Annotated in this window: 24 protein-coding genes; 11 read left to right on the forward strand and 13 right to left on the reverse strand. The window is 64.1% G+C overall.

The annotated features are described in order from the left end of the window. Positions 1-25: 25 nt before the first annotated feature. Together rhmD and lra1 are read left to right on the forward strand one after the other, a co-directional pair. Positions 26-1,204 (forward strand): L-rhamnonate dehydratase, encoded by a 1,179-nt coding sequence (rhmD, locus tag PQR08_RS04800; RefSeq protein ID WP_187606432.1) that lies wholly within the window; start codon positions 26-28, stop codon positions 1,202-1,204. A gap of 12 nt (positions 1,205-1,216) precedes the next feature. Further along, a complete protein-coding gene (lra1, locus tag PQR08_RS04805; protein WP_250484550.1) occupies positions 1,217-1,999 on the forward strand; it encodes an L-rhamnose 1-dehydrogenase Lra1 in 783 nt (260 codons plus the stop codon). Here lra1 and PQR08_RS04810 read toward each other — a convergent pair. After that, the gene (locus PQR08_RS04810) at positions 1,993-2,949 is read right to left on the reverse strand and encodes a LysR family transcriptional regulator (protein WP_222946567.1); all 957 of its coding nucleotides are present in this window, start codon (positions 2,947-2,949) and stop codon (positions 1,993-1,995) included. The two genes, lra1 and PQR08_RS04810, sit on opposite strands and share 7 nt — an antisense overlap. Positions 2,950-3,112: 163 nt before the next feature. Here PQR08_RS04810 and rhaM point away from each other — a divergent pair, with 163 nt between their 5' ends. The 6 genes from rhaM to rhaS all read left to right on the forward strand — a co-directional run bounded on the left by rhaM (position 3,113) and on the right by rhaS (position 8,995). After that, positions 3,113-3,427: an L-rhamnose mutarotase gene (rhaM, locus tag PQR08_RS04815; RefSeq protein WP_035507529.1), complete on the forward strand. Its 315-nt coding sequence runs from the start codon at positions 3,113-3,115 to the stop codon at positions 3,425-3,427. A gap of 31 nt (positions 3,428-3,458) precedes the next feature. Continuing rightward, positions 3,459-4,343 (forward strand): amidohydrolase family protein, encoded by an 885-nt coding sequence (locus tag PQR08_RS04820; RefSeq protein WP_250484551.1) that lies wholly within the window; start codon positions 3,459-3,461, stop codon positions 4,341-4,343. Positions 4,344-4,354: 11 nt separating this feature from the next. Then, positions 4,355-5,869, forward strand: coding sequence for a sugar ABC transporter ATP-binding protein (locus tag PQR08_RS04825; RefSeq protein WP_250484552.1), 1,515 nt, complete (start codon positions 4,355-4,357; stop codon positions 5,867-5,869). Further along, the gene (locus PQR08_RS04830; protein ID WP_187606634.1) at positions 5,869-6,909 is read left to right on the forward strand and encodes an ABC transporter permease; all 1,041 of its coding nucleotides are present in this window, start codon (positions 5,869-5,871) and stop codon (positions 6,907-6,909) included. The genes PQR08_RS04825 and PQR08_RS04830 overlap by 1 nt, the downstream gene beginning before the upstream one ends. Further along, positions 6,902-7,906: an ABC transporter permease gene (locus PQR08_RS04835; RefSeq protein ID WP_250484553.1), complete on the forward strand. Its 1,005-nt coding sequence runs from the start codon at positions 6,902-6,904 to the stop codon at positions 7,904-7,906. Before PQR08_RS04830 ends, PQR08_RS04835 begins: the two co-directional genes overlap by 8 nt. 75 nt (positions 7,907-7,981) lie before the next feature. Beyond that, on the forward strand, positions 7,982-8,995 hold the full coding sequence (rhaS, locus tag PQR08_RS04840; RefSeq protein WP_250484554.1) for a rhamnose ABC transporter substrate-binding protein: 1,014 nt from the start codon (positions 7,982-7,984) through the stop codon (positions 8,993-8,995). A 707-nt stretch (positions 8,996-9,702) separates the two neighbouring features. Here the strand turns inward: rhaS and PQR08_RS04845 are convergent. Beyond that, positions 9,703-10,308, reverse strand: a complete 606-nt coding sequence (locus PQR08_RS04845) for a copper-binding protein (RefSeq protein ID WP_238216823.1) — start codon at positions 10,306-10,308, stop codon at positions 9,703-9,705. Positions 10,309-10,360: 52 nt separating this feature from the next. Beyond that, complete coding sequence (locus PQR08_RS04850) at positions 10,361-10,765, reverse strand: helix-turn-helix domain-containing protein (RefSeq protein ID WP_222946566.1); 405 nt, start codon at positions 10,763-10,765, stop codon at positions 10,361-10,363. Positions 10,766-11,004: 239 nt separating this feature from the next. Here PQR08_RS04850 and PQR08_RS04855 point away from each other — a divergent pair, with 239 nt between their 5' ends. Then, positions 11,005-11,196, forward strand: coding sequence for a hypothetical protein (locus PQR08_RS04855; protein WP_187606423.1), 192 nt, complete (start codon positions 11,005-11,007; stop codon positions 11,194-11,196). A gap of 78 nt (positions 11,197-11,274) precedes the next feature. On the opposite strand, the gene PQR08_RS04860 is transcribed toward PQR08_RS04855, so the two are convergent. From PQR08_RS04860 to PQR08_RS04880, 5 genes are all read right to left on the reverse strand, one after another. Next, complete coding sequence (locus PQR08_RS04860; RefSeq protein ID WP_035507515.1) at positions 11,275-11,604, reverse strand: H-NS family nucleoid-associated regulatory protein; 330 nt, start codon at positions 11,602-11,604, stop codon at positions 11,275-11,277. A gap of 365 nt (positions 11,605-11,969) precedes the next feature. Next, a complete protein-coding gene (locus PQR08_RS04865) occupies positions 11,970-12,215 on the reverse strand; it encodes a hypothetical protein (protein ID WP_008353523.1) in 246 nt (81 codons plus the stop codon). A gap of 241 nt (positions 12,216-12,456) precedes the next feature. Beyond that, the gene (locus tag PQR08_RS04870) at positions 12,457-13,452 is read right to left on the reverse strand and encodes a luciferase-like monooxygenase (RefSeq protein ID WP_250484555.1); all 996 of its coding nucleotides are present in this window, start codon (positions 13,450-13,452) and stop codon (positions 12,457-12,459) included. 121 nt (positions 13,453-13,573) lie between these two features. Then, the gene (locus PQR08_RS04875; protein ID WP_250484556.1) at positions 13,574-14,386 is read right to left on the reverse strand and encodes a phosphate/phosphite/phosphonate ABC transporter substrate-binding protein; all 813 of its coding nucleotides are present in this window, start codon (positions 14,384-14,386) and stop codon (positions 13,574-13,576) included. Between the two features lie 47 nt (positions 14,387-14,433). After that, entirely contained in the window at positions 14,434-15,441 is a 1,008-nt protein-coding gene (locus PQR08_RS04880) for a fatty acid desaturase (protein ID WP_250484557.1), read from the reverse strand. Between the two features lie 165 nt (positions 15,442-15,606). Here PQR08_RS04880 and PQR08_RS04885 point away from each other — a divergent pair, with 165 nt between their 5' ends. After that, a complete protein-coding gene (locus tag PQR08_RS04885) occupies positions 15,607-16,674 on the forward strand; it encodes a HoxN/HupN/NixA family nickel/cobalt transporter (RefSeq protein WP_250484558.1) in 1,068 nt (355 codons plus the stop codon). A gap of 83 nt (positions 16,675-16,757) precedes the next feature. Further along, the gene (locus tag PQR08_RS04890; protein WP_250484559.1) at positions 16,758-17,615 is read left to right on the forward strand and encodes a formate/nitrite transporter family protein; all 858 of its coding nucleotides are present in this window, start codon (positions 16,758-16,760) and stop codon (positions 17,613-17,615) included. A gap of 16 nt (positions 17,616-17,631) precedes the next feature. Here PQR08_RS04890 and PQR08_RS04895 read toward each other — a convergent pair whose 3' ends face one another. The 5 genes from PQR08_RS04895 to PQR08_RS04915 all read right to left on the reverse strand — a co-directional run bounded on the left by PQR08_RS04895 (position 17,632) and on the right by PQR08_RS04915 (position 21,264). Continuing rightward, positions 17,632-17,964: a beta-xylosidase gene (locus tag PQR08_RS04895; RefSeq protein ID WP_250484560.1), complete on the reverse strand. Its 333-nt coding sequence runs from the start codon at positions 17,962-17,964 to the stop codon at positions 17,632-17,634. 192 nt (positions 17,965-18,156) lie between these two features. Further along, positions 18,157-18,462, reverse strand: a complete 306-nt coding sequence (locus PQR08_RS04900) for a hypothetical protein (RefSeq protein ID WP_035507493.1) — start codon at positions 18,460-18,462, stop codon at positions 18,157-18,159. A gap of 295 nt (positions 18,463-18,757) precedes the next feature. Further along, a complete protein-coding gene (locus PQR08_RS04905; RefSeq protein WP_238216837.1) occupies positions 18,758-19,048 on the reverse strand; it encodes a hypothetical protein in 291 nt (96 codons plus the stop codon). A gap of 11 nt (positions 19,049-19,059) precedes the next feature. Continuing rightward, entirely contained in the window at positions 19,060-19,425 is a 366-nt protein-coding gene (locus PQR08_RS04910; RefSeq protein ID WP_187606415.1) for a hypothetical protein, read from the reverse strand. Positions 19,426-19,560: 135 nt separating this feature from the next. After that, on the reverse strand, positions 19,561-21,264 hold the full coding sequence (locus PQR08_RS04915) for a peptidoglycan D,D-transpeptidase FtsI family protein (protein ID WP_250484561.1): 1,704 nt from the start codon (positions 21,262-21,264) through the stop codon (positions 19,561-19,563). Positions 21,265-21,308 lie beyond the last annotated feature (44 nt).

Below are 21,308 nucleotides of genomic sequence, written 5' to 3' on the forward strand. Positions count from 1 at the left end.
GAAACCACACGTACGGAGCCACATCATGTCCATGCCCACGATCGCCCAGGTGCGCGCCTTCACCGTTCGCGGCGGCGGCGCCGATTATCACGACCAGGGCGCCGATCACTGGATCGACGATCACATCGCCACGCCGATGGCCCGCTATCCCGAATACCGCAAGAGCCGACAGTCGTTCGGGCTGAACGTGCTGGGCTCGCTCGTCGTCGAGATCGAGGCGAGCGACGGCACCGTCGGCTTCGCGGTGACGACGGGCGGCGAAATCGGCGCGTTTATCGTCGAGAAACATCTGGCGCGCTTTCTCGAAGGGCAGCGCGTGACCGACATCGAAAAGATGTGGGATCAGATGTACAACGCGACGCTCTACTACGGGCGCAAGGGCATCGTGCTCAACGCGATTTCGGGCGTCGATCTCGCGCTGTGGGATCTGCTCGCGAAGGTGCGCCGCGAGCCGGTGTTTCATTTGCTCGGCGGTCCGGTGCGTGACGAACTCCAGTTCTACGCGACGGGCGCGCGCCCCGATCTCGCGAAGGAGATGGGCTTCATCGGCGGCAAGATGCCCTTGCAGCACGGCCCGGCCGAAGGCGAAGAAGGGCTGCACAAGAACATCGCGAAGCTCGCGGACATGCGCGCGAAAGTCGGCGACGATTTCTGGCTGATGTTCGATTGCTGGATGAGCCTCGACCTCAACTACGCGAAGCGCCTCGCGAACGCGGCGCGCGAGCATGGCCTGAAATGGATCGAGGAAGCGCTGCCGCCCGACGACTACTGGGGCTATGCCGAACTGCGCCGTTCCGTGCCGGCCGGCATGATGGTCACGACCGGCGAGCACGAAGCGACGCGCTGGGGCTTTCGCATGCTGTTCGAAATGGGTTGCGCGGATCTCGTGCAGCCGGATGTCGGCTGGTGCGGCGGCATCACCGAGCTCATCAAGATTTCGGCGCTCGCGGATGCGCACAACGTGCTCGTCGTGCCGCACGGTTCGTCGGTGTACAGCTATCACTTCGTCGTGACGCGTCACAACTCGCCGTTCGCCGAGTTTCTGATGATGGCCCCCAAAGCCGATCAGGTCGTACCGATGTTCACGCCCTTGCTGCTCGACGAGCCCGTGCCGGTGAATGGCCGCATGAAGGTGCCGGAGACGCCGGGCTTCGGCGTGCGGCTCAATCCTGAATGCAAGCTCGAAAGACCCTATACACACTGAACGAGGCATCGCATGTTGCTAGAGAACAAAGTCGTCGTGGTGACGGGCGGTTCGCGCGGCATCGGCCGTGCGATCGCGCTCGCGAGCGCGCGCGAAGGCGCCGATGTCGCGATCAACTACTGGGGCGACAACGACAGGTCCTATGGCAAGGCATCGGCGGTGGAATCGATCGTCGGTGAGATCGAGGCGCTCGGGCGGCGCGCGATCGCCGTCGAAGGCAATGTGGCCGAGCGCGACACGGGCATCGAGCTGATCCGGCGCACGGTCGATGCGTTCGGCCACGTCGATGTGCTGTCGAGCAACGCGGGCATCTGCCCGTTTCATGCGTTTCTCGACATGCCTGCCTCCGTCTATGAGACGACCGTCGCAGTGAACCTGAACGGCGCGTTCTACGTGACCCAGGCGGCCGCGAACCAGATGAAGACGCAGGGCACGGGCGGTGCGATCGTTGCGACGAGTTCGATCAGCGCGCTCGTCGGCGGCGGCATGCAAACGCACTACACGCCGACGAAGGCGGGCGTCCACTCGCTGATGCAATCCTGCGCGATCGCGCTGGGGCCGTATGGCATCCGCTGCAACTCGGTGATGCCCGGCACCATCGCGACGGACCTGAACGCCGACGATCTCTCGGACAAGGACAAGCGCGCATATATGGAAAAGCGCATTCCGCTCGGGCGACTGGGCGAACCCGACGATGTCGCGCAGTGCGTCGTCTTTCTCGCGTCGGACCGCGCGCGCTATGTGACGGGCGCATCTTTGCTCGTCGATGGCGGTCTCTTCGTCAATCTTCAGTGAGACGAACCCGCCGAGTACTTGCGCAACAACGCGATGAAGTATTCGGCGGGCTCGCTCAGCGTCTCGAACTTGCGGCGCAGCAGCCCGAAACCCGACAGGCTCTTGCCGATCTCGATCGGCAGCTCGATAAGCAATTGCGCCCGCAGATAATCGCGCACGACGGACTCCGGCAGCATCGCGACGGCTTCGCTGTTTTGCAGCAGTTGCAGCGTCGCGAAGATCGACGCGCATTCGACGATATCGGCGGGCGTCGTCAGCCCGGCGCGGGCGAGTTCGTCTTCGAAGAGGCCGCGCGCGGGACTCGTGATCGGCTGCAAAATCCACGGCCAGCCGACGAGCGTGGCCAGCGTGAGTTCGGTCTTTCCGGCAAGCGGATGCCCCGCGCGCACGACGAGCCGCATCGCCTCGCGTGCGAGCGGCTCGAAGTCGAAATCGTTGTGCTGCAGCGGCGTCGTCAAGCGGCCGAGCGCGAGATCCACTTCGCGGCGATGCAGCAATTGCACGACCTGATCGCTCGTCTCGCCGAGGATGCGCACGTTCAAAAGCGGTCGCTCGGATTTCAGTTCGGTGACGGCCATCGCGAGCACGTCGGGCGCGGCGCCCATGATCGCGCCGACCGTCAGTTGACCGTGGCCGCCGCGGCGCTTGGCGTCGAGATCGTCGGCGAAGCGCGTCAGGTCCGCGAGCGAGCGGCGCGCGTACGCGAGCGCGGCCGTGCCGAGCGACGTCGGCTGCATGCCGCGCGCATTACGCTCGAAGAGCAGAAATCCAAATGCTTCCTCGATATCCGCGAGCATGCGGCTTGCGCTCGGCTGCGCCACGTTGATGGCCTCGGCGGCCTGATGCAGATTGCGCGCGTCGTCGAGCGCGACCAGAAGCGCGAGGTGCTTGAATTTCAGCCGATTGACGAGCGCATTCGGCGACACAGTTTGGGACACGTTCTGAATCATTCGACAGTCCGCTTTGAACCGCGCGATGATACGGCGCAGCGATACGTTTTTGCGATCGGCCAATCCTGCAATCGGATTGTCGTGTTATCGGTCGGCGAATTATAGTCGCAGCACAACGAGTCCCGAACACAGGGATTCACCAATCAAAAGAAGGTGGGCCGCCATGGAGACAGTGGCATTTCGCATGACCCTGAAGCCGGGCATGCGCGAGGAATACGAAAAGCGCCATCGCGAGATCTGGCCGGAACTGGCCGATGCGTTGCGCGACGCGGGCATCCGCGAATACCGGATCTTTCTCGACGAATCGACCGGGCATCTCTTCGCCATCCATCAGCGCACGGATACGCATACGACAGACTCGTTGCCGGCGCTCCCCGTCATGCGCAAGTGGTGGGACTTCATGGCCGAGTTGATGGAGACACACGCGGATAACTCGCCTGTCGTGACGCCGCTCGTGCCTGTCTTTCATCTTCCCTGAAACGTTCGCCTCTTTCGCGAGGAACGCCATCATGCAGGTCGTCGATCCGCACATTCATCTGTGGGACCTCAAGACGCATCATTACCCCTGGCTCGCGAATCCGCAGACATCGTTCGTCGGCGACGCGCGCGACTTGAAGCATGACTATCTGCTCGCGGATCTGCTGAACGATGCACAGGACATCGACGTGTTGAAGCTCGTGCACGTCGATGCGAATCACGATCCCGCCGATCCCGTCGAGGAAACGCGCTGGCTGCAATCGATAGCGGATAAGGACGGCATGCCGGACGGCATCGTCGCGGGCGCGGACTTGTCGGCGGACAACGCCGAACAGGTGCTCGAAGCACATGCGGCGTTCGCCAATACGCGCGGCATCCGCCAGATTCTCAACGTGCATGACAACAAGCTGTACGACTATGTCGGGCGTCATTACATGCGCGAGCCGCAATGGCGCAAGCATTTCGCGTTGCTCAAGCGCTTCGACATGTCGTTCGATCTGCAGCTTTATCCATCGCAGATGGAAGAGGCCGCGCAACTCGCTCGCGAGCATGCGGACACGCAATTCATCGTCAATCACGCGGGCATGTTCGTGGACCGCAACTCGACGCACGGCTATCGCGCGTGGCGCGAAGGCATGCGCATGCTGGCTGCGTGCCCGAACGTCGCCGTGAAGGTGAGCGGCTTCGCGATGTTCGATCATGACTGGACCATCGAGAGCCTGCGTCCTTATGTGCACGAAACCATCGACACGTTCGGTATCGCCCGCGCGATGTTCGCATCGAACTTTCCGGTGGATCGGCTGTTCGGCACGTACACGGCGTTGTGGAACGCGTATGCGCACATTGTCGGCGATGCGAGCGAGAGCGAGAAACAAGCGCTTTTCGTGCGCAACGCAGAACGCATCTATCGCATCTGAGAGGTAACGACATGACGACGCCACGTCTCGAATTGAGACATGCAAGCAAATCGTTCGGCCGCGTGCGCGCGCTCGGCGATGGCAGCCTGCAACTCTTCCCCGGCGAAGTGCACGCGCTGCTCGGCGAAAACGGCGCGGGCAAATCGACGCTGGTGAAACTGCTCGCGGGCGTGTATCAGCCCGATGCGGGCGAACTGCTCGTCGAAGGCGTCGCGCGCCGCTTCGCCAATCCCGCCGAAGCGCGCGATGCGGGCATCGCCGTGATCTATCAGGAGCCGACGCTTTTCGCGGACCTGTCGATCGCCGAGAACATCTATATGGGCCGACAGCCGCGTGACCGTTTCGGCCGGATTCGCTACGACGAGATGCATCGCGAAGTCGATGCGCTGCTGTCGTCGCTCGGCGTGAGTCTGCGGGCGCAACGGCTCGTGCGCGGGCTGTCGATCGCGGATCAGCAGGTCGTCGAGATCGCGAAGGCTTTGTCGCTCGATGCGAACGTGCTCATCATGGACGAGCCGACCGCCGCGCTTTCGCTGCCCGAAGTGGAGCGGCTCTTCGCGATCGTGCGCGCATTGCGCGAGCGCGACGTGGCGATTCTCTTCATCACGCATCGTCTCGATGAAGTGTTCGCACTGACGCAACGCATGACGATCATGCGCGACGGCATGAAGGTCTACGACGCGCTCACGCAGGACATGAACATCGATGCGATCGTGAGCAGAATGGTCGGCCGCGATCTCGACACGTTCTATCCGAAAGCCGATGTCGTGCCCGGCGACGTGCGTCTTTCGGTGCGCAATCTCACGCGCGAAGGCGTGTTCAAGAACGTGTCCTTCGATGTGCGCGCGGGCGAGATCGTCGCGCTGGCGGGGCTCGTCGGCGCGGGGCGCAGCGAGGTCGCGCGCGCGATCTTCGGCATCGATCCGGTCGATGGCGGCGAAGTGAAGATCGCGGGCAAAAAGCTCGCGCTGGGACATCCGGCGGCGGCCGTGCGCGCGGGACTCGCGCTCGTGCCGGAGGATCGTCGCGCGCAAGGGCTCGCGCTGGAACTGAGCATCGCGCGCAACGCGTCGTTGACCGTGCTCGGGCGCCTTGTGCGCCACGGACTCATCACCGCGAAAAGCGAATCGATGCTCGCGTCGGACTGGGGCAAGCGGCTTCGGCTCAAGGCGAGCGATCTCGAAGCGCCGGTCGGTACGCTATCGGGCGGCAATCAGCAGAAGGTCGTGCTCGGCAAATGGCTCGCAACGAATCCGAAGGTGCTCATCATCGACGAGCCGACGCGCGGCATCGACGTGGGCGCGAAGGCGGAGGTGTATCGCACGCTTGCGGAACTCGTGAAGGAGGGCATGGCCGTGCTGATGATATCGAGCGAGCTGCCCGAAGTGCTCGGCATGGCCGATCGCGTGCTCGTGATGCACGAAGGCCGCATCAGCGCGGATATCGCTCGCGCCGATGCGAACGAAGAACGCGTGATGAGCGCGGCTTTGGGCGCAACGCCGAACTCACTGGGACGCGCAGCATGATGACACGACACTCTCCCACGCTACCCGCGATGCCGCCATCCGAAACCAAACGCACGAGCCTCGCGGTCTCGATCGCGAAGAGCCGCGAATTGACGCTTTTCATCGTGCTGCTCGTGTTGATCGGCGCGACGGCCGCGGTCAAGCCCGACTTTCTCAATCTGCAGAATCTGCGCGACGTGCTGCTCAACGTGTCGATCATCGGCCTGCTGACGGCAGGCATGACGATCGTGATGCTGATGCGGCATATCGATCTGTCGGTGGCGTCGGTGGTCGGCGTATCGGCATATGCGGTCGGCAGTCTCTTCGTGATGTTCCCGCACATGCCGGTGATCGTCGCGATGTTCGCGGGCATCGGTATCGGGCTTGCGATCGGCGCGGTCAACGGCGCGCTGGTCACGTTCGGACGCGTGCCTTCGCTCGTCGCGACGCTGTCCACGCTGTATATCGTGCGCGGCGCGGATTACGCATGGGTCCACGGCGGTCAGATCAACGCGACGAGCCTGCCCGATGCGTTCGCGACCATCGCGACAGGCGCGCTTCTCGGCGTGCCGAATCTGGTGCTGATCGCGCTGGCCGTGCTGATCGTGTTGTCGGTGTATCTGAAGCAGTATCGCGGCGGACGCGAGCACTATGCGATCGGCTCGAATCCCGAGGCCGCGCGGCTTGCGGGCATACGCGTGGACCGGCGCGTGATGATCGGCTTCCTGCTGTCGGGCGCGATCGCGGGGCTTGCGGGCGTGCTATGGCTCGCGCGCTTCGGCACCGTCGATGCCAGCACGGCGAAGGGCATCGAGCTGCAGGTGGTCGCGGCGGCCGTGGTAGGCAGCGTCGCGATCACGGGCGGCGTCGGGACGATCGCGGGCGCGACGCTCGGCGCGCTCGTGCTCGGCGTCATCAATATCGCGCTCGTGGTGTTGCGCGTGTCGCCGTTCTGGCAGCAGGCGATTCAAGGCGCGCTGATCGTTGCGGCGATCGCGCTCGATACGTTGCTCGCGCGCTCGGTCGCGCGCCGCATGATGAGGAAACGCGATCATGGCTAAACCCGATTCCGCTCTCTCCACGACCAGGCGCCGCCATCTGCAATGGGAAGCGATGCTCGCGATCGTGCTCGTCGTGTCGCTGGTCGGGGGGCGCGTGCTGTCGCCGCTCTTCTTGTCGGCGGCGAATGTCTCGAACATGCTCGCCGACTTCACCGAGATCGCGCTGATCGCGCTGCCGATGACGCTCATCATCGTTGCGGCGGAGATCGATCTGTCGGTGGCGTCCGTGCTCGGCGCATCCAGCGCGCTGATGGGCGTGCTGTGGCACATGGGCTTGCCGATGCCGCTCGTCATCGTCCTCGTGCTTCTGTTCGGCACGCTCGCGGGCCTGCTCAATGGCCTCGTGATCGTGCGCTTCGGGCTGCCGTCGCTCGCCGTGACGATCGGCACGCTCGCATTGTTTCGCGGTCTCGCCTACGTGCTGCTCGGCGATCAGGCAATCGCGGATTTTCCCGCGTCGTATACGGCTTTCGGTATCGATACGGTCGGCGACACCTTCCTGCCGATGCCGTTCATTCTGGTGATTGCAGGCGCGATCGTCTTCACGGTCATGTTGCAGGCGACGCCCTTCGGCCGCAGCCTCTTTGCGATCGGCGCGAATCCGACGGCCGCGCAGTTCTCGGGCATCGACGTCGCGAAGACGAAGCTGAAACTCTCCATGATGTCGGGCGCGATGGCGGCGCTCGCGGGCATCGTCTATACGTTGCGTTTTACGAGCGCGCGCGGCGACAACGGCGAGGGCTTCGAGCTTTCCGTGATCGCGGCGGTGCTGTTCGGTGGCGTGAGCATCTTCGGCGGACGCGGCTCGATGATCGGCGTGCTGCTGTCGCTCGTGATCATCGGCGTGTTGCGCAATGCGCTGACGCTCGCGGATGTATCGAGCGAAACGCTCACGATCGTGACGGGCGCGCTGTTGCTCTCGTCGGTGTTGATACCGAATCTCGTCGCGCGCTGGCGGGCGGCGCGCGAAAAGCGTCTGATGGCGCAGACGCTTTGATTCGGTGATGTTGTCCGTTGCGGGTATCCGTTGCAAACCAGCGCAGTCATGCGCAATGACAGGAGACTTTACGACATGAAAAAGCTCATTCGATTCCCGCGCGGCCCGGCGCTCGCGGCGGCGTTGCTGGCCGCGAGCGTCGCGCTGACGGCAAGCGCCGCCGATATCAAGAGCGGTTTGAAGATCGCCTTCCTGCCGAAGCAGATCAACAATCCGTACGAGGTGATCGCCGATGACGGCGGCATGGCGGCGATCAAGGAGATGAAGGGCGACGGCAAGGTGGTGGGGCCGTCGGATGCGGGCGCGTCGTCGCAGGTGAGCTATATCAACACGCTCATTACGCAGCGGCAAAACGCGATCGTGATTGCGGCGAACGATGCGAACGCGGTCGTGCCGTATCTGAAGAAAGCGATGTCGCAGGGCATCAAGGTCGTGACCTTCGATTCCGACACGGCGCCGGATGGCCGGCAGATCTTCGTGAATCAGGCGGATTCGGAAGCGATCGGGCGCGGGCAGATTCAGTTGCTGTCGAAGCTGATCGGCGGCGAGGGCGAGTTCGCGATTCTATCGGCGACGCCCAATGCGACGAATCAGAACACCTGGATCAAATGGATGCAGGAGGAGCTCAAGAAGCCCGAGTATTCGAAGATGAAGCTCGTGAAGATCGCCTACGGTAACGACGACGATCAGAAGTCGTTCGTCGAGACGCAGGGCTTGTTGCAGGCGTATCCGAACCTGAAGGGCATCGTCGCGCCGACATCGGTGGGGATCGCGGCGGCGGCGCGTTATATATCGAGTTCGCCGGCGAAGGGCAAGGTTGTCGTGACGGGCCTGGGCACGCCCAATCAGATGCGCGCGTTCGTGAAGAACGGCACGGTGAAGGCGTTCCAGTTGTGGGACCCGGGTCAATTGGGTTATCTCGCGGCGTTCGCGGCGGCCAATCTCGCATCGGGGACGATTACCGGGAAGGAAGGCGATTCGTTCGAAGCGGGCAAGTTGGGTAAGCGGACGGTGGGCAAGAGCGGGGAAGTGATCCTCGGGCCGCCGACCACGTTCGATGCGGCGAATATCGATAACTTTAATTTTTGAGGATGTGGGTTTCGAGAGGTTGAGAGTGTGATGAAACGCCCTTCGGGGCGTTTCTTTTTTCAGCGGCTGCCGCGTTGTCGATGGGTGGCGGAAAAGCCTTTGTGATCAGCGAGTTGAGGCGATGCTGCAAGGGCCGAATCAGAACCGAGTCGGCTTGCGATGACGACGCGCTGATCGACATATGCCGCGGCCGGTGCCTTACCTGTACCAAAAGCCTAGAAGCGACGAAGCGAACGTTTCCGATGACACAGCGAACGGAGCAATGACCAGCGCTGCCATTACGACGGCACGAATCGGTTTCTTGATTTTTTGCATGTGTTTCTCCTTGACCGACGATTCGCTGAATTACGAACGTCGACGCGTAGACTAGCAAGGAGGTTGTTCGCGGATGGAGCCGAGAATTCCTAAATGTCCTCGAATGTTCTGACCGCCGGACATATAAGTCCAAGGTTTGCAGTCTCTCGCCTTTAATCTTGTTGAACTTATTTTCTAAGGCATCCAGACAAGATGGTTTATCCGGCTTTGCGAGAGGATCCGAACTGGACGTGGGGTGGTGCATCTCCACATTCACACACGAGTCCGCCAGGCGTGGCCGGGGCCGTCCTCCCGGCTTCGCGAACGAGCGCGCGCGAGGTGGCGCCGAGCGCTACGCCCCATGACTTGTCAGTCGACGGATTCGGCGTGAGCCACCCCCGCACCAATGGCCTTCACTTAATCCCCTGCCCACCCCTCAAAACCTGCACCGCCATCGCCGATTCGAACTGCGCGTGCACCGTATCGCCCTTCTTCAAGTCCGCAAGCGACACATCCGGCGCGACTTCAAGCGTCACCGTATGGCTCGGCCCGCGCAAGGTCACGCGTCGGTTCTTCGTATCGACGCGCTCGATCGTCCCGATCACCTCGACGACGCGCGCCTGCGCCATCACGCCGCCCGATGCCGGAATCGCCGCTTCGCTATCGATGCGCTGACGGATCCCGTCGGATTTCACCTTCGCCGCGCGAACGAGCAGCGCGCTGCGATATTCGATGTTCACGATATCGCCCAACTGCAGCTTCTTGACATCGCCGATTTCGGGATTGACCGACACGTCCACGACGCGGCCAGCCGGGCCTTGCAGCGACACGCTGTTGGTCACGGGATCGATGCCGACCACGCGTGCCTGCACGTGCGCGACCGCTGCCGCGCCGCGTGCCGTCGAAGCCGACGCCGCATCCTGAGCCGATGAGTTGCCGATCGCCGCGAAGGCGAGGGCGGCGCAAGTCGCCAGCCGCGTGACGGAGCGGCGCGGCCATTGGCTTGACGAACGAATCATGAGTTCTCTCCTGTGTTCAGTTAGCACTTCGTTGATTGTCGCAAGCAGCGCCTCAGCGGCGCGACTTCGACAACAAATGTCCCAGCCCAAGATTAGTTGCGATCTGCCAGATATAAACGCGCGAGTAACGCACGCCGTAACGCCGTTCGATCAACTCGCGCAGACGCGAATTGGTCCAGGTATCGCTCGCGAAACCATGTTCGCGTGCCGGTCCCTGCAGCGCCGCGGCGATCCAGTCGAGCGCCTCGCGATCGAGCACCGACGCGCGCCCGCCGACGCCCATCTTCGCGAGCGCGTCGAGACCGCCTTCGGTGACGATGGCCTTGTAGCGGCGCACCGTCTGCACGGAAAGATGCAACTCCTCGGCCACCGCCTCGACCGACGCGCCATCGAGCAACAAACGCCCAGCCGTCATGCGTCGCACGACGCTCGGCAGTGTGTCGGGGCGAGAGAGCATGGCGCGCGCCGCTCGATCGTTCGGATTACGTGCGATTGCCCGCGACATCGGGCACGACCGTGCGCAGCGCAATCGGCTCTGATGCCCGTCCCTGTGTCCGTCGATGCGCGCGAGCACCAGGTGCATCGCTGCGGCGTCCGTATGCGTTCATGTTTGCCCCCTTGTCGAATGGAGACGGCGGGACTTGATTTGGGCGTGCTTGACGTCGGCCGATGCGCGACTCGTCTTTCTGAGCCGACTTGCAGAGAAGTACCAATAAACGTTTTCAGGCCCGACGGGCAACCATCGGCGAAAATTTTTTGGGCTTGATTAATGTCGGCGAATTGCCTATGAAAGCTGCCGATGAGCAGCGAATGCGCGATCGACGACGCAAGACGCGCGGCGCGGCGTGCAATGCCGCGCGCGTGCGTTTCAACGCGTGTTCAGTGTGACGTGCAGGCCTCGTCGGCGGGACGGAGGGTGCGCGCGTGCGTCAACCGCGTCTATCCCGATGAATGACCGACGACTTCTCAAACGCGATAGAACTCGATGTCCTGACCGGCGTGAACCGCGCGCTTGAGCCACTCGGGCATATCGCCGAGGCCGTCCCACGTATCGCCATTCGCGTTTCGGAATATCGGTGCGGCGCCATCCCCGGAGTGCGGGAATAAAGGCAATTGCGGCATCGGCCGTCTCGCCTTGGGCGCGCCATGAGCCCCGTTGGTCTTGGTGAAGGAGGGCGGTGGAGTAACCACCGGCGCTTCGGCCAATGCTTCAGCCAACGCTCTTTCCGTTATGCCGAACTCAGCCATTCGGCTGCGCAAATACGCAATGATGCTGTCTCGCTTTCTTTCGTCCACGGCTTTCCTGATTCAGCTTTTGATTTTCAGAAGACGAACCGAAACCCCGCGCGGACCGGGGCGGTTCGAAGACTCGAATATAAGTGTTTTATGAAGCGTGACGCAGTGCTTGCTCCGCGTCAATTAGTGTATTTACCGCACGCCTATTAATTCGCCGGTGGCTTCGCCTTTAATGCGGGCATTGCCCCGAATGCGAACGTTCGCCCGCCCCGCGCATCGCCGTGACGGACGCGCGAAACGAATGCGCGCGGAAAGTCACGTCGGGGAGCCACGAACCGATGGCGAAGCCCGCGCCGCCATGCAACACGCGCGCGATACCTCGCTTAACCCTATTGTATGCTGCTTGCGGCAAGTATTAAAACGTTTTAACGACTGTGTTGTTCCCCCGGTAATTCCGCACCATGCGCGCGAATGGCGGCAATCAGTTCCGCGGGCGTTATTTCATAACGCACTTCGCGGTGAATGCCGGGTTTGCGCTCGTCGATTTCAATCAGCAGTACGGCTTTGCCGTCCGCCGCGGGTTCGAGGCGCAGCGAACGCACTTCCTGTCCGCTGGCATCGTCGTATTCCGTCAGCAGCGTCATGGCGCCCGTTGCGGCGCTTCTCGGCATCGACATTCTTCCTCCCGTCTTGCGACGTCGTTGTTGTTGTTTCACCGCGCCATCGACCGGCGTGCACGAAATTCGGGCGCGCTACATTGGGATTCAGATTGACGAACGAGGCGGACGCGAAAGGCGGCGCGGCCAGCGCTACCCTCCGGTATCTCATTATTGCCTGTCAAAAGTGCGCGCGTCCAGCGGGAGGCGCATGGGATTATTGTGTCCCTTTATTTTATGCCGGCGGCGCGTCCGTTCACGCGCTTTTGCCGATCGCGTCGCGCGCCTGGCTCGCGAGCTCGAACGAACGCAGGCGCGCCTGGTGATCGAAAATCTGCGCGGTGATGATCAGTTCGTCCGCCTGCGTCTGCTCGATCACCGAGCGCAGGCCGGCTTCGACATCGGCCGGAGCGCCCACGACCGAGCACGCGAGCGCTTGCTCGACGCCCGCGCGCTCGGCGTCGCTGCACGCCACGGATTCCACGGGCGGCGGCAACTGGCCCGGCGTGCCGCGACGCAGATTGATGAACTGCTGTTGCAGCGACGTGAAGTGAAAGCGCGCTTCGTCGGCGGTATCGGCGGCGAAGACGTTGACGCCGACCATCGCGTAAGGCTTTTGCAGCGTCGCGGACGGGCGGAATTGCTTGCGATAGACCTCGAGCGCGGTCAGCAGGTAATCCGGCGCGAAATGCGATGCGAACGCGAACGGCAGCCCCAGCGCGGCCGCCAGTTGCGCCGAGAAGAGGGACGAGCCGAGCAGCCAGATCGGCACATGCAGTCCGGCGCCGGGCACGGCGCGCACGCGCTGGCCTTCGACCGGATCGGCGAAATAGCGTTGCAATTCGACGACGTCGTCAGGGAACGATTCCGCGCTGCCGTGCATATCGCGGCGCAGCGCTCGCGCGGTGGTCTGGTCCGTTCCGGGCGCGCGTCCGAGCCCGAGGTCGATGCGCCCCGGAAACAGCGACGCGAGCGTGCCGAACTGCTCCGCGATCACGAGCGGCGCATGATTCGGCAGCATGATGCCGCCCGAACCGACGCGGATCGTCTTGGTGCCCGCCGCGATATGGCCGATCACGACAGCGGTCGCCGCGCTGGCGATCCCCGTCATGTTGTGATGCTCGGCGAGCCAGTAGCGCAGATAACCCAGGCGCTCGGCGTGGCGGGCGAGATCGAGGGAATGGGCGAAGGCATCGGCCGGTGTCGAGCCGAGCGGAACCGGAGAAAGGTCGAGTAGCGAGAAGGGGATCATTGCGGCTTTCCGAAAGCGTGGCGGATCGCGATGCATCCACACCGCGCCGCAGACCACGCGTAAAAAAACCGATTGTGCCGAAACTCCGGAAAACCTGCCGGATCGGGCGGGCGCGTTTCGCTCAGGCGAGGCGCGGATAGCCGCGCGCGATGGCATCGCGTTCGTAGTCGAGAATCGGCGTGTAGTCCGCTTCGCTGCGCCGTACGATGCCTTTGAGCCGCAAGCGGCTGGCGAGCGCGGGATCGCGATCGAGCGCATCGGCGAGTGCTTGAAAAATTGTGTCGATGGAGTCAGGCGGCACGCGCATCGACGCGATGAACGGCAGCGCGCCCGCGCTGGCCGTCATGCCGAGCACGCGCATGCCGGCCGTCAGTTCCGGCCGATGCGACTGCGCGAACGCGAACGTCACGCAGTCGATCGCGGCGACATCCGCGCGCTGCTCGACGAGCGCACGCAGCGAGGCCGGATGCGCGCCGGTTTTCGTCACGGAGGCGAAGAAGCGTCCGTCGTGCGCGAACGGGGCGACGGCGTGCCGGAAGAGGTTCATGCCGCTGTTGGAATCGTCGTCGTTATAGGCGGCGCGCAGGCCACGGCAGCCTTCGATCGATTGCACCGAGACATGCCCGCCCGCGACGATCACGCTGCGATACGAGCCGTTTTCGCAGCCGGGGACGTCGAAGTCGGGCGCGCCGACGAGCCGCACGCGATTCGCGAGCGCATGCACGAGCGGATAGCCGCAGGTCTGCGAGAGCAGCACATCGTCGCGCAGCCAGAAGGCAGTGAGATCCGGACCGGGATCGACGATCTCGAGCGTATCGCCGCGTGCGCTCAGCCAGTCCGCGAGAGGGTCGCGGACGTGGGCGAGCAGCGCGCGCCAGTCCGCGGCGAGCGCGGGCGTGACGTTGTACATCGGCAGGGCGGCGAGCCATTGCATCGCGAGCGGAGATCGGATGTCGATGACGGATCGTACAGCGCCGTGCGTCAGCTCGCGAGGCTGGCCGTATCGGCGCTGTGCGCGTCCTGGCGTCGGCCGGCCGGCGATTCCGAAGCGGCGAACGGATGCACCGGTTGCGCCGCCTGCGCGAGTGCATGGCGAATCGCCCATTCACCGTATCCGCGCACGACGAAACCGCCGTTGTTCGCGCGATACGCGTCGCGGCGGCGCGAATAGATCCGGCCGAGCGCGAACCACGGCACGCCGGGCAGATCGTGATGCACGGCGTGATAGTTGTTGTTGAGAAAGAGCAGACGCCACGGCCACGCGGCTTCGTTGACGACCGTACGTTCGCTTTCTTCCTCCGCCGCGCGATGCTCCTGAAACGAGCGCACCGAAGCCAGCGCGAGCGACGCATAACCGACGCCGAACACGAACGCGCGCCACGGAATGCCGCATCGCGTTTCGAGCCAGCTCGCGAGCAGCACGAGCGATGCGAGATGCGCCGCCCAGCTCGCGACGATGCGCCAGCGCCGCTCGACGACGGCCTGCACCGCCTCGCGCCACGATGCCGCGATCGAGAACCACGGCCCGATGAGCATGCGGCCCGCGAAGGTGTTGCGCGCGGCGAGCGCGGCGCGCAACACGGGGCCCGCGCTCGCCCACTGTTCGGGCGTCACGTAATAGCTTTCGGGATCGCGGCCCGGCTCGGTCAGATGCGCGTCGTCGTGATGACGCAGATGCGACTCCCGATAGACCTCGTACGGAAACCACACCGCGAGCGGGGCGATGCCGAAGAGCATGTTGACGAGCGGCCAGCGCGTCGGATGCCCGTGCATCAGCTCGTGCTGCAGCGACATGTACCAGCACGACAGCACCGCGAGCAGCGCGACGGATGGCACGAGGCCGATCGTGCGGGCGTTCATCGCGACGCCGAACCAGCCGCCGTAGATCGCGACGATCACCGCCCACGTCGGCCATTCGCTGCGCCAGTGCAAGGTTTCGCGTTGGCGCTGGAGTTCCTGGCGTTGGGCGTCGTCGAGATAGCGGGGCATGGCGGACATCGATAAAGGCGAAGTGCCATGCTAGCGGCGCATCCTGTTCGTCCCAACGAAGGAATCCGGCTAAGGATTTCGCGATCGGCGCAATAAGCATTCGATTTTTGGCCATGCATTCGCTCACGGTATCCTTTATTCCTTCGATACCGCACGCGCGCGCATATGACCGAACCGTTCGAGCCCGCTTCCGCGCCCACTCCGGCGCCTCGGAAACTCCCGCGCAAATCCGCGCGTCTCGTCGCCGGCCTGATCGCGTTCAATGTGCTCGCGTGGCTCTGGGCGCTCGTCGCGTTCCGCCACTATCCGCTCCTGCTCGGCACGTCGCTGCTCGCGTATTCGCTCGGGCTGCGCCACGCGGTCGATGCCGACCATATCGCCGCCATCGACAACGTCACGCGCAAGCTGATGCAGGAAGGCAAGCGGCCGCTCTTTGCCGGCTTCTTCTTTTCGCTCGGCCATTCGACGATCGTCGTCGCGGCCACCGCGCTGATCGCCGCGACCGCGATGGCCGTGCAAGGCCGATTCGCCGAGTTTCGCGAGATCGGCGGGATCATCGGCACGTCGGTGTCGTCGCTCTTCCTGTTCGCGATCGCGGCGATGAACCTCTTCGTGCTGCGCGGCGTGTGGCGCGCGTTCAGGCGCGTGCGGCGCGGCGAATCCTGCCGCGACGAAGACATCGATATGCTCGCGGTCGGCGGCGGGCCGCTCGCGCGCATCGCGCGGCCGCTCTTCAGGCTGATCGGCAAAAGCTGGCACATGTATCCGCTCGGCTTCCTGTTCGGGCTCGGCTTCGACACGGCCACCGAAATCGGCCTGATGGGCATCGCGGCGGCCGAAGCCGCGCGCGGCATGCCGGTCTGGTCGATTCTCGTGTTTCCGGTGCTCTTCACGGCCGGCATGTCGCTCATCGATACCGCGGACAGTCTGCTGATGACGGGCGCCTACGGCTGGGCGTTCATGAAGCCGATCCGCAAGCTCTACTACAACCTCACGGTCACGTTGGTGTCGGTGCTGATCGCGCTGCTCGTCGGCGGCATCGAGGCGCTGGGTCTGATCGCGGACCGGCTGCAACTGAAGGGCGGACTGTGGGATGCGAGCGCGTCGCTGGCCGAGCACTTCGGGCTGCTCGGCTATGGCATCGTCGCGATTTTCGCTGCGTGCTGGCTCGTTTCCGCGCTCATTTACAAGTGGCGCGGCTATGACGCCATCGACGGCACCATCGCCCGTTAGGTCGATGGGCATTCTTCCTGCTTCGTGGATGCGCCAGCCGCTCATCCACCTTCCGTATCGAGCGGCGTTCAGGGAGAACGATCATGAACGAGCCGCAAGCCGGGGCCGACTCGCCGCACCTCGATAGCGCCGAGCAGGAACAGGCCGCCGAACACTCCGCACCGCATCCGCTCGTCATTCATGAGATCGTGCGCGAAGAAGGCGAAGTCGCGATGGAGCGCACCTTCGCCGCGCTGATGTGGTCGGCGCTCGCCGCCGGCCTTTCGATGGGTTTCTCGTTTCTCGTCCAGTCGATTCTCGAAAGCGCGCTGCCGGAGACGGGATGGAGCGGCCTCGTATCGAGCTTCGGCTACACGATCGGCTTCGTCTTCGTCATTCTCGGACGTCAGCAGCTCTTCACGGAGAGCACACTTACCGCGGTGCTGCCCGTGCTCACGCGACGCGATCTCGTGACCCTGTTCAAGGCGCTGCGTCTCTGGGCGATCGTGCTTTTCTTCAACCTCGTCGGCACGACGATCTTCGCGGCCATCCTCCAGATTCGCGGCGTATTTTCGCCGGAAGTGAGCGAGGCGCTCGCGAAGGTCGCGATGACGCCGCTGTCCGCCGAGTTCGGCGTGACCGTCGTACGCGGCGTGTTCTCCGGCTGGCTCATCGCGCTGATGGTGTGGCTCCTGCCGAGCGCGCGCTCGGAGCGTCTCCTGACCGTCCTGCTCGTGACGTACACCGTCGCGGTGAGCAAGCTCACGCACGTGATCGCGGGATCGGTCGAAGCGGCGTACGCGGTGATGATCGGCGCGGCCAGCGTCCCGGACTACTTCCTCGTGTTTCTCGTGCCGACGTTCATCGGCAACGTGATCGGTGGCGTGTCGCTCGTCGCGATCGTCAATCATGCGGCGATCGCGCCGGAAATCATGGGCGTGCCGCAGAAGCACGACGACTGAACGCGGGTGTGGCCTGTCACTTGTTGTTGCCCGCGCCCGTACCGTACAGCCCGTTGTCGAAGCCGCCGCTGCCTTCGGTCTTGTGATCCTTGCCCGCGGTCGCGGAGCGGCCCTTCGCGGCATCCTTCGACTGCGGCTTCTGCGATTCATGCATCGCGGTGCCCGACGGAGCCGCGCTCGATGTCGAATCGGACTGGCGATTGTCCTGACTGCCGGCGCTGCCGCCGTTCGTGATCTGCGCGACGCCGTACGTGCTGAACGCCGAGATGACGCCGGCGAGGATCGCATTCGCGAGCATCGGCCAGGGCCGGCGTGCGCCGCGCGCGCGTTCGTGACGATGAGTGGACATGGCAGCTCCCGGCATGATCGAAGGTCTTTCTTTCGAGCATGAACGGTGCCCGGCGTACCGGCGGGACGCGTCCGCGATGCACGCGTGCCGTGAGAAGTCGGGAATTCGCAAAGCCGTTGCGCGCCCGGCTCGTCACGAGACGCGGGCGCGAACGAAGGATTCGCGCCGCGGCGCGAGCGGCGAAAGCGGTTGTCAGGCCGCTTTCGCCCAAAGCCTGTTGGTCGACTTCCTGCGGCTGCCGGAGCCGTCGCGCGGGCCGCTGTCGACCGTATCGAGCGCGATGCGCAGCGCCTCGATGCGCTGCTTCTGCGCGGGCACGAGCGCATAACCCTTCAGCACGGCGGTGAGACGCTCGCGCCAGTACTCGACGTTGAGCGTGCCGGACGATTGTTTGTGCATCGTGCGAAGTTGCGCGAGTGCGCGCTCGATGTGTTGAAGCTCGACGTCAGCCATCGCCGAGGGCAAAAGGCTGCCCTTGGTCTCATTCTTCTTCTTCATTTTTTGGTCTTCCTCTCGGCCATACGACGCATGGTCCCGACTTCGGACACGCACGCCGTTCAGGCACCCCGTTCACCCGCGCATTTTTTTGTAGCGTTGCGGGTGGCCCTTGCTCTTTTCTTCGGTAGACCGACCGTTGCCCGTCTCAGCGAGTTCGATCGTTAACAAAAATGTACGCAACGCGAGCCTGCTGGCTCCGTCTGTCATCGCACATTCATGTGATGGGGATGTGGGGATTTCGATGTTGCGCCGCGCCAGGGCGGCGCGGATCGATAGCGACGGCGGGAAGATGCGCTTATTCGCCGCTCTCGGCGGGCGCTTTCGCGGTGCGCTTGCCGCTGCGGCCGATCTGTTCTTCCATCGCGAGATCGAGCTTGCTCACCCTGCGTGGCTTGCCGGGTTCGCGCGCGTTGACGAACGCGACGAACTCGTCCATCGGCATGGGATCGGAGAGTTTTTTCGAACCTTCGGCCGAGCGCTCGACGAGATAGAAGAGGCCGCCCGGCATCGAGATGGCCGCGTAGCTCGCGTTGCCGCTGCGCGTCTTGAGCCGTTCGACGGCGCTGATGGCTTTGGTCGAGCGCATGATGTGCCTGCTTATTTCTGGGGTTCGTCGTGGGCGGTCGCATCCGCCGGCGCGCATTTCTTGCCCGCGCCTTCGATCCACAGATTCGACGGATGACGCTGCCCCGGATAGAAGCGATACGTGGTCTCGCCGTTGTCGTAACGGACCTTGATCACGTTGGAATCGCCGAACTCCAGCATCACGCCTTGCGGGATTGCCGTCTTCTGATATTTGGCGTCGTGCTTCTTCGCTTCGTCGGCGATGCACTGGACGATGCCGTTCACCTTGTTATCGGTCGATGACTTCTCGACTTCGGGTTGTCCTGCATCTTCGTTATGAAACTGGGCGCAAGCGGCGAAAAGCACAGGCAACGCGAGCGCCGCGGCGAGTTTTTTCATGGTCTTTCCCGTTTGATCTCTTGGTGCCGAACACGACATTAGAGCACAAGCCCTTTACAGTCCGGTCAGGTTCGCGGGCGCGCCTCGGGGTGCGCATGATCGATGCAGCAAGGCCCGCGCCCGCCTGCGCGCCGCTCAGGCGTCGGGCGGGACGTCGAGCAGCGGCAGCGTGCCGCCGACGATGCCCGAGAACACCGGCCCCGCCACCGTGCCGCCGTAGTAGGTGCCGCCCGTGGGCTCGTCGATCATCACCGCGACGATCACGCGCGGATCGCTCATCGGCGCGATGCCGACGAACGATGCCCGGTACTTGTTCGCCGCATACGAGCGCCCGACCTGCTTGCGCGCCGTGCCCGTCTTGCCGCCGACGCGATAGCCTTCGACCGCCGCCGCGCGCCCGGTGCCGTGGTCGCCGGTCGCATTTTCGAGCATGCTGCGCACGGCCTTCGCGGTCGCGGGCTTCGTCACCTGAAGGGCGTCGCGGCGCGCTTCGCCCTGAATCAGCGTGGCCGGATGGAAGCGTCCATCGCCGGCATAGGCGGTATAGATCTGCGCGATCTGCAGTAGCGAGAGCGACAGGCCGTAGCCATAGGCCATCGTGGCCTGCTCGATCGGCTTCCAGCGCTCGGGCGCGCGCAGGCGGCCGGTCGCCGCGCCAGGGAAGGTCAGCTCGGGCGCGCGGCCGATGCCGTATTCGCGGTACTTGTCCCAGATCGTCTGCGCGGGAATCTGCAGCGCGAGCTTCGTGAGCGCGACGTTGCTGGACATCTGCACTGCCTCGGCCACGGTGATGATGCCGTGATTCGACGTGTCGTGAATCACGTTCGGCCCGAGCTTGAAAGTCCCCGGCGCCGTATCGATGCGCGTGTCCGGCCGCACGCGGCCCAGATCGATCGACAGCGCGGCGACGAGCGGCTTGATCGTCGAGCCGGGCTCGAAGGTGTCAGTGAGCGCGCGGTTGCGCAACTGCTCGCCGGTGAGGCGCGAGCGGTCATTCGGATCGAAGCTGGGATAATTGGCGAGCGCGAGCACCTCGCCGTTCCTCGCGTCCAGCACGACGACGCTGCCCGCGCGCGCCTTGTGCTTCGCGATCGCCGCTTTCAGTTGCGAGTGCGCGAGCTGCTGGATGCGCCGGTCGATGGTCAGTTGAATGGTCTCGCCGTTCTGCGGCATGGCCGGTTCGCCGATCTGCGAGACGACGCGCCCGAGGCGGTCGCGAATCACCTCGCGCTGGCCGGCTTCGCCCGTCAGACGCGTATCGGCGGCGAGCTCGACGCCTTCCTGCCCGTGATCCTCGTTATTGGTGAAGCCGACGACGTGCGCCGCCGATTCGCCTTCGGGATAGAAACGCTTCGTGTCCGGCACGAGCGTGATGCCCGCGCGCCCGATCGTCTGGATGCGCTCGGCGGACTCGGCTTCCACCTGACGCTTGAGCAGCACGAACGCGCGGTTCCCATCGACGCGCCGCTGCAACTCCTTGGGCGGCATGTCGAGCAGGCGCGCGATCTCGTTGCCGTGGTCGCCGTCGAAGAGCTTTGGCGTCGCCCAGACTTCATAGGTGGCGAGGCTCACGGCGAGCATCGCGCCGTTGCGATCGACGATGCGCCCGCGCGTCGCCGAAAGCGCCAGCGTGCGCTGATAGCGCTTCTGGCCTTCGCCGATATAGAACTCGTGGTCGATGACCTGCACCCACAGCGCGCGCCCCGCAAGCGACAGGAACGCCGCCGTGACGCCCATCACGACGAGACGCGAGCGCCACGCGGGCAGCCGGTTCACGAGCATCGTGCTGCGGTGATGCGTCTGGAAATCGCTGCCGCCGCGCGTCTTCTTCTTGAACATCGTGGTCCTGTGATTAAGCTTGGTTGTGCCGGCCGGGGTGTCCG

It is taken from the genome of Caballeronia jiangsuensis, assembly GCF_046030135.1.
In the GTDB taxonomy this organism is placed as follows: domain Bacteria; phylum Pseudomonadota; class Gammaproteobacteria; order Burkholderiales; family Burkholderiaceae; genus Caballeronia; species Caballeronia jiangsuensis.